The following is a 10,560-nucleotide window of genomic DNA, read 5'->3' on the forward strand; positions in this document are numbered from 1 at the left end:
GTGCCGTCCTCGTACGCGGCACATACCTCGTGCCGCACGGCGGCCGGCGGAAGCGAACCGGAGAACCGGAGAAGGGGACGGGACACCGTGCCGATGCGACAGCGTGGGCGTACCGGGGGCGAGGTACTCGGCCCGCGTGCTCTCAACCGCGCCACCCTGGCGCGCCAGTACCTGCTCGACCGGACAACCGCTCCGGTCCGGGAGGCGGTGGCACACCTGTGCGGGCTGCAGGCCCAGGAACCGCAGGAACCCTTCACCGGCCTGTGGTCGAGACTGCACGCCTTCTCACCCGACCGGCTCGACCGGGCGCTGACGGACCGGCTCGTCGTGCGCACACACCTGATGCGACGCACCGTCCACCTGGTCACGGACGACGACGCACTCGCCTGGCGGGCCCGCCACGACGCGATGCTGCGCCAGCGGGTGATGGCCACCTACCGGAGCGAGCTCGCCGGCATCGACCCCGAGGAAGTCGCCGCAGCCGGCCGAGCGGTCATGGCCGACCACCGGCCCCGCACCATGGCCGACCTGGTCGATGCGCTCCGGGACCGCTGGCCCGGCCCGCCGCGCCGCGCGTTGGGCGAACTCGTCGTCGCCGCCCTCGTCCCGATGGCCCAGCTGCCTCCGCGGGGTCTGTGGCAGACGAAGGCCGGTGTGCGGAATCTGCCCCTGGCCGGCTGGCTCGGGCGGGACGTCGCCCCACTGCCCGACGACGCCGACGACCCGGTCGGACAGCGACTGGTGCGCCGCTACCTCGCCGCCTACGGCCCCGCCGCCACCGCGGACATCCGCGCCTGGAGCGGTGTGGCAGGTCTCCCCGCCGCCGTCGGAGCCATCCGGGACGAGCTGGTCACCTTCCGCGACGAACGCGGCCGGGTACTCCTCGACCTCCCCGACGCGCCACGACCGTCCCCGGACACACCCGCGCCCGTCCGGTTCCTCCCGGCCTTCGACAACGCGATCCTCGGCTACCACGACCGCAGCCGCATCATCGACGACGCCCACCTCGGCCTGTCCGTCGCGGGCCTGCGCGCCGTGCTCGTCGACGGACGCGTCGCCGCCACCTGGACCACGCACGAACGACGACTCCGCATCACGCCCCTGCGGCCCTTCTCCCCCCAGGAGCGGGAAACCGTCAGGGAAGAGGCCCACGGTCTGGCCGCCTTCCTGGATCAGGGGATCGACCGTGTAGCGATCACCGCCGCCTGAGCGGGACACAGCCGTCGGCGGTGCGGTCGCACAGGGCCCGGGGTCTCCTGGCAGGGCAGAGACCCCGGGCCCGGACATCCCGCGGTCGAGGTCGCACCGGGAGTGCGACCAAGGAGGCCGCAATGCCAGGACCAGGAGGAACGATCGGATGCGGGCCGACGCGCAACGGAACGCGGAGAAACTGCGGGCAGCCGCCGCCGAGCTCTTCCAGGAGCGCGGCCTCAAGGTGCCCCTGAAGGAGATCGCCCGCCGGGCCGGCGTGAGCCACGGCACCCTCTACAACCTCTTCGGCACCCGCGAGGCCCTCATCGACGAAGTGGTGTCCGACCTGGCCTCGGGCCGTCTCGACGAAGTCGCCGAGCACGCCCTGTCCTTCGAGGACGCCTGGGAGGGATTCGCGTACTACGTCGAGAGGATCTGCGAACTGCAGGCCGCCGATCCCGCGGTCGGCGACGTGGTCAGCGGGCGCTACCCGCGCGCCGAGCTCCTGATGACCGTCTGCCGCCGGGCACAGGACGTCGGCACACGGATCATCGAGCGCGCCCAGCAAGCAGGCGCTCTCCGCCCGGACTTCACCGCCCAGGACCTCATGCTCGCCTTCGGCACCAACGCCCTGCTCGCGCGTGCGGCAGCGGGCACCGCACCCGACGTCTGGCGCCGCTCCGTCGCCTTCCTGCTCGACGGCCTGCGCGCGGATGCCGCACATGGACCGCTCACCGTCGCCCCTCCGGCCCCGGAGCAGATGTACGACGTGATGGGCGGGCTCGCCGGCACGCCGTAGCGGGTGCGGACACCTCGGGGGCGCATACCGAGGGGCGGAAGGACCTCCGACGCTCACGCGCAGCCCATGTGCCGACAGATGCCGAGGAACAGATACAGGTTGGCGACATGCGCGGTATGGACGCCGGGCAGGACCGTCCGCCGACGGGAGTCATGGAAACCGATCATCCCGCTGAACGGCTTGACCTCCTTCAGGTCGTCCCACGTCGCCGACCGCTCCTTCACCGACACGCCCGCAGCACTCAGCCTGACGGCGCCGAACGGCACGCTCTCGCCCCGCTCCAGGCTCGCGAGCACGCCCGGCATCCGCGCGAGGAGGACGCGACGCTGAATGTGCGGACCCCAGTCACCTTCGAAGGTGAAGGGCGCACCCTTCACCAGTGACGTGATGCCGAGCGTCTCCCGCCGGCGCGGGAAGATCATGTCGACGCCGCGCCCCACCCCTACGGCGGCCCCGCTCCGGTCGAACAGGGTGTACCTGGCGTCCGCCACGGCGCCGTTGATACTGCTGCGGCTCTCCAGCACGCTCACGGTCTCCCAGTCGTAGGCCGCCTGGAAGCCGTCGGGCCCCGTCACGACGAGGCCCCTGCCGAAGAAGTACAGCCTCGACCCTTCCCACCGGCGGAGGAACATGCCCTTCCTCGGGAGGTAGGTCGCCTTGACCCACGCGCCCAGGCCTCGTTCCGCGGCCAGCGCCGTCACCGACTCGGTGGGCACGAGCCCAGGTCCGCTCTCTGCCATGTGGAATCTCCCGAAGCTGATGGCACGCACCGGCGCCACGAGGTCCACCGACGGGCAGCCCGTCGCCTGCGGCCTCTCCGGTGGTGCAGCGGTGCGATGTCTGTCTGCCACCATGACCGCAGACAATGCAGAGCCGATGAAATTCCAATGGCGTACGGGAGCGGGGGCACAGGGTGGACGCGGAACCGCACCGGCTGCTGCGGATCGCGGTGCTCGGGCCGCTGGAGGCACGGCGCAGCGGAACTCCGCTGGATCTGGGGCCTGTTATGCGAAAGGCCGTGCTCGCACCACTGGTCCTGCGCGCGAATACGCAGGTGAGCCATGAGCAGTTGCTCGACGATGTGTGGGATGCGCGCCACCCCGGGTCCGGCCGGCGCGTACTGCCCAGCCACATCTACCCGTTGCGCAAGGCCCTGGACGCGGAAGGCACCACCCACACGGACTCGGTGATCCGCAGCGGCAAGGGCTGGTACAGGTTTGTCAGCAGCCAAGCACACCTCGACGTGACCGAGTTGGACGAGCTGGCCGAGGAGGCGCGGCGGGCAGAGGCGTCCGGCGACCTGGCCGCCGCCGAGGACCTGTTCTCCCGTGCCATCGCCCTGTTCCGGGGCGAGCCGCTGGCCGGGCTGCCCGGCCCCTTCGCAAGGGCCGAGAGGGAGCGGCTGTCAGGGCGGCGGCGCGCCCTTCGGAGCGAGAGGCTCGGCTGCCTGGTTCTGCTCGGCCGGTCCGCCGACGCCGTGGACGACGCCGCCGCCCTGTCCGCTTCCGATCCGTACGACGAGTCGCTGCTGGCCCTGCACATGCGGGCTCTGTACGGAGGTGAGCGCCAGGCCGAGGCGCTGAACATCTACGAGGGCATGCGTGAGCGGCTCCGGGACGAGCTCGGAGTCGATCCCGGCGAAGAACTCCGCCGGGTGCACGAAGCCGTGCTGCGCCGCGACGACGGCCACCTGCTCGGCCCGGCGGCGGCGCGCACCGCCCGACCCCGGACCCGTCGAGCGGTCAACCAACTTCCGGGCGACACAGGGCATCTGACCGGGCGGGAGGGCCAGCTGAAGGTGTTGACCGCGTCCCCTCCACCCGAATCGGTGTCCGTCGTGGCCGTGGACGGCACCGCCGGGGTCGGCAAGACGGCGCTCGTCGTACGCGCGGCCCGCGAGATCGGTGCCCACTTCCCCGACGGGTGCCTCTTCGTGGACCTGCGCGCGCACAGCGCGGAGGAGCAGAGACTCGCGCCGCAGCGGGTGCTGCGCCGACTGCTGCGCTCGATCGGTGCCGACGACAGCGAGGTGCCGAGCGACGACCTCGACGAACTCGTGACCCTCTGGCGTACGGCGACGAGCCGGCTGAGACTGCTCCTCGTGCTGGACGACGCCCTGGGTGCCCAGCAGGTACGGCCGCTGCTGCCCGCCGGACCGGGCAGCATGGTGATGGTGGCCGGCCGGCAGCGGCTGGCCGGACTGGACGCCGATCGGCGGGTCACTCTGGATGCCCTGGGGACCGCGGACTCCGCGGCCCTCCTGCGGCACATCCTCGGGAAGGAGCGCACGGACCCGGAGCCCGAGGCGATCCGCGACCTGGTCCGGCTCTGCGACGGGCTGCCGCTGGCCCTGCGGATAGCCGGGACCCGGCTGCAGACGCGTCCCTCCTGGACGGTTGCCCATCTGGTGGGCCGCATGGCAGGGGACGAGCAGCGCCTGAGCGAACTGAGTGCCGGGGACCGCAGCGTGGAGGCGGCCTTCCGCCTGTCGTACGACCAGCTCCCGCCGAGCCGGCAACACGGGTTCCGCACCCTGGGGCTGACACCTACGGTCGAGTTCGACGTGCTGACGCCGGCCGCCATGCTGGGGCGGCCACGGGGCGAGACCGAACAGATCCTGGAGAGTCTGGTGGACACCAGTCTTCTGCAGCAGCACCGTCCGGGCCGCTACCGACTGCACGACCTGGTCCGGGTCCACGCGCGGCGGCTCGCCGCGACCTCACCCGCCGAAGCCGGTGCGGCGCGCACCGCCGCGCTCCGCCTCTACCTGGACGCGGGCAGGATCGCGAGCGAATGGGGCGTCGGCGGCTTCCCCACCGGCCCTCAGCCCGCCGGAGCACCATTCACCGGCTGGAAGGACGCGACGGTCTGGCTGGACGCGGCCGGCGGAGAGCTCGCGGACGTCGTCGGCCACGCCGCGGCGGCCGGCGAAGCCGACCACGCCTGCTGGATCGCCGAGGGACTGACCGACTACTTCATCGGGCGGGGCCGCTACCACGAGTGCCAGATCGCCCTCGAGACCGCGCTGGCGCACGTCGACGGCGCCGCCGACCGGCGGATGGCGCCGGCGCTGCGGAACTGTATCGGCCTCACGTGCATGTACCGGGCCCGCTACCCGGAGGCGGTCACCTGGCTCCGCGAGGCACGTGACCTCAGCCGCGAACGCGGGGACCGGCACGAAGAGGCCCGGGCCCTGGTCGGGCTGGGAGCCTTCGGCTGGCTGGGCACCGACGGTCCGGGCACGGGCCCGGCCGGCCACGACCGCGCGGCCACCCGTCTGACCGAGGCCCTGGAACTGGCTCAGCAGGTCGGGGACGACTGGCTCGTGGCGATGGCGCTCGGCACCCTCGGCTTCATCCACCATCACCAGGGGCGGAGCGAGGAGGCGCTGGACTGCTTCCGCACCGCTCACACCCGCGGCAGGGCGATCGGCCGCTCCCGCGTGATCCGCAGGGCGCTGACCACCGTCATCGACCTCCACCTCACCCTCCTCCCCCGCGAGGCCGGGGTCCTGCTCCGCCAGGTGGCGGACCTGATGCAGCGGGCCGGGGACGTCGAGCTGCACACACTCGCTCTGGCCCGGCTCGGCACGGCCGCGCATGACGAGGGAGATCTGGGCGCCGCCGCGGCCATCTACCTCCGGGCCCTCGCTCAGCACCGGCCGCTGTCCGCACCCGGCGAACCCGACAACGTACGTCTGGAGATGGACCTCCGCTGCCGGCTGGGCCGTACCTACCTCGCGGCGGGAAGGGTCTCCGAGGCGCGCGAACAGTTCCGGACCGCGCTCGCCCTCCCCGGGGCCGACAGGAACCCCAAGGAGCTGGCACAGGCGAGGGCAGGGGCCGCGGCCGGATCGGAGTGAGCCGGGGGCGGTACGCGGGCGGAGGGGCCGGGTCAGCGCGCGCTCTCGCCCTGCCCCGCCTCCTTCAGGATCTCGCCGATCACATGCCGTGCCGTCGCCGCCATCACCGGGTTCGACGTCCGGTAGTACGAGAGTTCCATGAGCGCGACCGACAGGGCCCAGCCCCGGGCCCGCGTCCATTCCGCCGTGTCCGCCCCCACCCGCGTACGGAAGTTCCGCCGCGGCCCGGCCGGCAGCAGGTACCAGCCCGCGATCAGGTCGACCGCGGGGTCGGCGACACCCATGCAGCCGAAGTCGATGACCGCGCCGAGCCGGCCGCCCGAGACCAGGACGTTGCCGGGCTGCAGATCTCCGTGGACCCATACGGGCGGGCCCTGAGGGGCGGGGGCGCGCAGGGCGTCGGACCAGACGGCGGCCGCCGCCCCGGTGTCGATGACGCCGTGCAGCGCGTCCAGAGCGCCCCGGGTGGCCGTGTCCCGTGCCGCCGGCGGTTCGCTGCGGAAGGCGGGCGGGCCGTCGGTGGTGTCGATGCGGCGCAGCGCCAGGACGAACTCCGCGATGTCGGCGGCGAACTCGGCGCCGCCTGAACCGACGGCCGGGTTGTCGCCGTCGATCCAGCGGCAGACCGACCAGGACCAGGGGTAGCCCTCCGCGGGCACACCCTCGGCCAGCGGGACTGGGACGGCGAAGGGAAGGTGCCGGGCGAGGCGGGGCAGCCAGCGGTGTTCCGTCGCCACGTCTTTCGAGCCGCCCTCGACGCGGGGCAGCCGCACGGCCAGTTCCGCTCCCAGCCGGTAGATGGCGTTGACCGTTCCGTGGGAACCGACCCGCTCGACGGGAAGATCCGCCCAGGCGGGGAACTGCGCGGCGAGCAGGCGTCGTACGAGCGCCGCGTCGCTGTCCGTCTCGTTGGCGTGCATCCGGCCCATGCAAGCCGAACCCGGCACGGGTTGTCGAACGAAATCCGGTGGGCCGCACCTCCCCCGCTGCGGCAGGATCCGTGACCATGCCCCTGATACTCCCGCCCCGTCTCACCGCCTCCGCCCGGACCCTCCGCGACACCGCCCGGCGGCGGGGCCTGCACACCGTGCAGCTGCCGGACCGCGAGGTGCCCGAGGGACTGTGCGAGGGGGACGCGTATCTGCACGCCGGCCCCTCCTTCGCCGATGCCGTGGCCCCCGCGCTGGGCATCGCACCGCTCGAGGCTCCCGCCGACTGGCTGGCCCGGCTGCCCGCCCCGTTCGTCCGGCGCGAGATCCGCGCCGTGCCCATCCGTGAGGCGTACGCGCTGCGCCGCCCGGCCTTCGTCAAGTCACCGAACGACAAGAGCATTCCGGCGCTGGTCTACGCGGACGGGTCCCGTCTGCCGGGGCCGGACGCGGTCGATCCGGGGACGGTGGTGCTGGTGAGCGATGTCGTCGTCCTCGATGCGGAGTACCGGCTGTACCTGCTCGACGGGCAGGTACACACGGGCAGCCGGTACGCCACGTCGGGACGGCTGGACCTGGCTCCGCTGTCCGCCGCGGCTCGCGCGTTCGGCTCGGAGCTGCTCGCAGCCGCCGGGCACACCCTGCCGTCCGCGATCGTCGTCGACGTCGGGGTCACCGACGCGGGGCAGTGGGCGGTCGTCGAGGCCAACGCCGCCTGGGCCAGCGGCTGTTACGCCTCCGACCCGGGCCGCGCACTGGATGTGGTGCTCAGGGCCGCCGGCCCTGCCGCGCACCTGGCGGAACGGGACGGCGCGTTCGTCCGGTGATCCGGGCGCCGGGCGGATCAGCGGCAGGAGGCCTTCAGTTGCGCCGCCGCGTGGTGCGCGCCCACCAGCGCCGCGTCGCCCCAGTCCCGGCCGCGGTCGACCAGTTGCACGGCAAAGGTGTCCCCCTTGACCGGGTAGCTCCGTACGTCGACGGCGGTGCCCCGGTGCTGCGGCTGACGCACGGCGAAGCCCGTATAGGCCGAGTCCTTGTTGTGCGGGTCGGAGAGGATCCGGTAGACGCTCGGGTCACCCGCCACGTCCCTGTCGCGGACGCTGCTCGGCACGAAGACCGTCAGCGCGCACTCGTGGAAGCCGTCACCGAGGTACCACGACCAGACGGCGCTGCTCCCCCGGTCCTGGCCCGGACTGCCCGACATGGGGACGGCGCTGAACCGGCCGTCGCACGAACTCCCCTCGAAGCCACCCGACTCGACTGTGTACCAGCCCGCGTCGCCGTTCTCGAAGCGCCCGTTCTCCACGTAGTCGCCCGTGGTGCAGCCGGGCCCGGCCCACGCCGTGAAGCGGTAGCGGCCGGTACCCGTGGTGGCAGACGGCTCCGGGGTGCCGTCACCGGGCGGCTCGGTGTTCTCTGATCCGGTCGGTCCGATGCGGGTCGGGGCCCCGCCGCCGATCGGTGCGGGTACGGCGCCGGCCCGGCCCACCGCCTCGGGGCGCGCTCCATCCGCCCCCGAGGCGAGCAGCGACACGGCGGCGGTCAGACCGCCCACGGCCGCCACGACTCCCGCCGCCAGCAGAACCTTCCGCCGCCGGGTCAGTGTGGAGACCCGGCCCATCAGCGTCTCCTGAGCGATCCAGGAACCGCTCCCGTGGGGCGAGCGCTCAACGGAACCGCACCGGGGACAGACCATGCCCGGCAGCGGACCGGTGTGTTCGCCGCCGCGATGTTGGCACCTCATGGCAGCACACCTTGCCAGTGCTGCCCGCCCGGAGGGAGAGTTCCGGCACTATTGGCGCAGTTCCTCGGGGCACGGCGTGCCCGGCTGCAGCTGGTACGGCGCCGCAAGGCGGTAGACGCCCGGGCGGGGCGCGAGGAGCTCGGTCCACTCGTCGCCGTCCCCGTCCTCCTCCACCTTGATCAGGCAGCCATAGGCGTTGGTGAAGTCCTTCGGAGCCTCCCCGTCCTCCGCCGAGCGCTTCTTGGACTCCTCCGTCTCCTGCGGCCGCTCCACGCTCTTGCCCTCGTCGTCCACGACGGCGAGCCACCGGGAGTACGGGATCCGGATCAGGACGCGGCCCGCCGACTGGACGCGGATCGTCAGCTTGTCGTCGCCGGCCCGCTCCACCGTCGCGGGCGGGTCGGCGAGCGGCACCGGGTCCAGGACCCGGAACAGCTTCCAGTTGGCGTCGCTCCAGACCGCCTTCAGGTACGGCTGCCCCTTCTCGACGAGTCCCGCCTCCTGCTCGCCCCCGGAGTCCGGCTTCCCGGTCGGCAGCACCACGTAGTGCACGGCCCAGCGGTCCAGCCACTCGCGGTAGTTCACGGCGTCGAGGGTGTCGTCGTAGAAGAGCGGGTTGCGCTTCATGTCCGCCTGCCGGTTCCAGCCGCGGGCCAGGTTCACGTACGGCGCGAGCGCCGAGGCCTCACGGTGGCTGCTGGCGGGTACCACCTCGACCCGGCCCCGTTCCGCCCCCGCCGTCTGGAGCTGGTTGACCAGCGGGGCCAGTTCGCGGTTCCAGGACGCGGTGGGGGCGGTGCGGACGATGTCGTCGACGCCCTTGAAGCCGATCCAGAAGTTCAGCCCCGCGAAGACGAGGAGCAGCGCGTACCAGCGCCGGGTGCGCGGAGCCGTGTAGGGCAGCGCGGCGAGCAGGACCACGCCCGCGAACAGCATCGCCATGCGCGACACGTTCGAGCCGATCTGCGAGTCGACCACATAGGTCAGCAGCGTCCCGGCGCCGTAGACCGCGGCGGCCGTCCGCACGGTGTGCCAGTCGCGGGGCACCAGGAAGAAGACGAACACCGCGTAGAGGAAGGGCAGCGAGAGGGTCCCGATCGCCATCGGCTGCGTGCCCGAGAACGGGAACAGCCACGCGGACAGGACCACCACCACGACGGGCGCGAGGCCCAGCGCGTACGCCCCGGGTCGCCGTTTGTTCAGGAAGAGCGCCGCGGCGACCACGCCGAGGAACAGCCCGGCGACCGGGCTGCCCGCTGTCGCGAGCCCGGCCAGGGGCGCCGCGACGACGGCCTTCGCCCACCGCTTGCGACGCCAGCGGTGCGGCCAGCAGAACACGGCGGCGACGGCGCCGAGCGCGAACATCATGCCGAGCCCGAACGTCACCCGGCCCGACAGTGCGTTGCACAGGTAGGCGAAGACTCCGGCGAGGGCGCACGCGAAGGGATTACGGACGGCGGGCACCCGCACCAGGATCAGGGCGGTGAGCGCCGACGACACCGTGCCGGCGACCATCATCGTCGTACGGACGCCGAGCACCGACATCAGATAGGGCGACACCACGCTGTACGAGACCGGGTGCATGCCGCCGTACCAGGCGAGGTTGTACGCGGTGCCGGGGTGGCGGCCGACGAACTCGGCCCACGCGTCCTGGGCGGCGATGTCGCCACCGCTGTTCGCGAAGAAGAAGAACCAGAGCAGGTGCACCGCCGCGGCGACCGCGGTCGTCAGCAGGACCGGGTGGCGCCTGAGGCGGCTCCGTATCGAGTCGTCGGCGCCGTCGCTGCCTCCGACGGACTGGGCCGGGATCCGGACGGAAATGCTCTCGGTGCGCGGGTCGGCGTTCGCCCGTGTCGGCTCAGCGGTGGTCACTGCGACTCTCCCCGTCCCTGCCCGGGCGTGCCGAACCGTCCATGTACCGCACGGGCCTCATCCGTACTCGGAGAGACGCGTCCCGACGCCCGTCCGTTGCTTTCGGGACGCTAGCACGCGGCATTTTCTCCGCGCTGCCCTATCGACGGACGGCCCCTGTCCC

At 72.7% G+C, this 10,560-nt stretch carries 8 protein-coding genes; 4 read left to right on the top strand and 4 right to left on the bottom strand.

Annotation, left to right across the window (positions count from 1 at the left end; all coding sequences use genetic code 11):
• Positions 1-93 precede the first annotated feature (93 nt).
• Together ACFWFI_RS35705 and ACFWFI_RS35710 are read left to right on the top strand one after the other, a co-directional pair.
• Complete coding sequence (locus ACFWFI_RS35705; RefSeq protein ID WP_387398650.1) at positions 94-1,209, top strand: winged helix DNA-binding domain-containing protein; 1,116 nt, start codon at positions 94-96, stop codon at positions 1,207-1,209.
• Positions 1,210-1,357: 148 nt separating this feature from the next.
• Positions 1,358-1,990 carry a TetR/AcrR family transcriptional regulator gene (locus tag ACFWFI_RS35710; protein ID WP_387398632.1) on the top strand — a complete coding sequence of 211 codons (633 nt, stop codon included), beginning with the start codon at positions 1,358-1,360 and terminating at the stop codon, positions 1,988-1,990.
• A gap of 53 nt (positions 1,991-2,043) precedes the next feature.
• Here ACFWFI_RS35710 and ACFWFI_RS35715 read toward each other — a convergent pair whose 3' ends face one another.
• Positions 2,044-2,730 (bottom strand): DUF6585 family protein, encoded by a 687-nt coding sequence (locus tag ACFWFI_RS35715; protein ID WP_387398634.1) that lies wholly within the window; start codon positions 2,728-2,730, stop codon positions 2,044-2,046.
• Positions 2,731-2,903: 173 nt separating this feature from the next.
• Between ACFWFI_RS35715 and ACFWFI_RS35720 the strand changes: the two genes are divergently transcribed.
• Positions 2,904-5,852, top strand: a complete 2,949-nt coding sequence (locus ACFWFI_RS35720; RefSeq protein ID WP_387398637.1) for an AfsR/SARP family transcriptional regulator — start codon at positions 2,904-2,906, stop codon at positions 5,850-5,852.
• Positions 5,853-5,884: 32 nt separating this feature from the next.
• Here the strand turns inward: ACFWFI_RS35720 and ACFWFI_RS35725 are convergent, their stop codons facing one another.
• Positions 5,885-6,772 carry an aminoglycoside phosphotransferase family protein gene (locus ACFWFI_RS35725; protein WP_387398639.1) on the bottom strand — a complete coding sequence of 296 codons (888 nt, stop codon included), beginning with the start codon at positions 6,770-6,772 and terminating at the stop codon, positions 5,885-5,887.
• An 86-nt stretch (positions 6,773-6,858) separates the two neighbouring features.
• On the opposite strand from ACFWFI_RS35725, the gene ACFWFI_RS35730 reads away from it, so the two are divergent.
• The gene (locus tag ACFWFI_RS35730) at positions 6,859-7,608 is read left to right on the top strand and encodes an ATP-grasp domain-containing protein (protein ID WP_387398642.1); all 750 of its coding nucleotides are present in this window, start codon (positions 6,859-6,861) and stop codon (positions 7,606-7,608) included.
• 17 nt (positions 7,609-7,625) lie between these two features.
• Here the strand turns inward: ACFWFI_RS35730 and ACFWFI_RS35735 are convergent, their stop codons facing one another.
• Both ACFWFI_RS35735 and ACFWFI_RS35740 read right to left on the bottom strand, forming a co-directional pair.
• Entirely contained in the window at positions 7,626-8,525 is a 900-nt protein-coding gene (locus ACFWFI_RS35735; protein WP_387398645.1) for an adhesin, read from the bottom strand.
• Positions 8,526-8,573: 48 nt separating this feature from the next.
• The gene (locus tag ACFWFI_RS35740) at positions 8,574-10,397 is read right to left on the bottom strand and encodes a DUF2339 domain-containing protein (RefSeq protein ID WP_387398648.1); all 1,824 of its coding nucleotides are present in this window, start codon (positions 10,395-10,397) and stop codon (positions 8,574-8,576) included.
• Positions 10,398-10,560: the final 163 nt, after the last annotated feature.

Source organism: Streptomyces sp. NPDC060209 (assembly GCF_042728155.1).
In the GTDB taxonomy this organism is placed as follows: Bacteria; Actinomycetota; Actinomycetes; order Streptomycetales; family Streptomycetaceae; genus Streptomyces.

Excerpts from the sequence above, each read along its gene's own strand:
- ACFWFI_RS35705 (WP_387398650.1), top strand. The coding sequence starts at position 94 with ATGCGACAGCGTGGGCGTACCGGGGGCGAGGTACTCGGCCCGCGTGCT.
- ACFWFI_RS35710 (WP_387398632.1), top strand. The coding sequence starts at position 1,358 with ATGCGGGCCGACGCGCAACGGAACGCGGAGAAACTGCGGGCAGCCGCC.
- ACFWFI_RS35715 (WP_387398634.1), bottom strand. The coding sequence starts at position 2,730 with ATGGCAGAGAGCGGACCTGGGCTCGTGCCCACCGAGTCGGTGACGGCG.
- ACFWFI_RS35725 (WP_387398639.1), bottom strand. The coding sequence starts at position 6,772 with ATGCACGCCAACGAGACGGACAGCGACGCGGCGCTCGTACGACGCCTG.
- ACFWFI_RS35730 (WP_387398642.1), top strand. The coding sequence starts at position 6,859 with ATGCCCCTGATACTCCCGCCCCGTCTCACCGCCTCCGCCCGGACCCTC.
- ACFWFI_RS35735 (WP_387398645.1), bottom strand. The coding sequence starts at position 8,525 with ATGAGGTGCCAACATCGCGGCGGCGAACACACCGGTCCGCTGCCGGGC.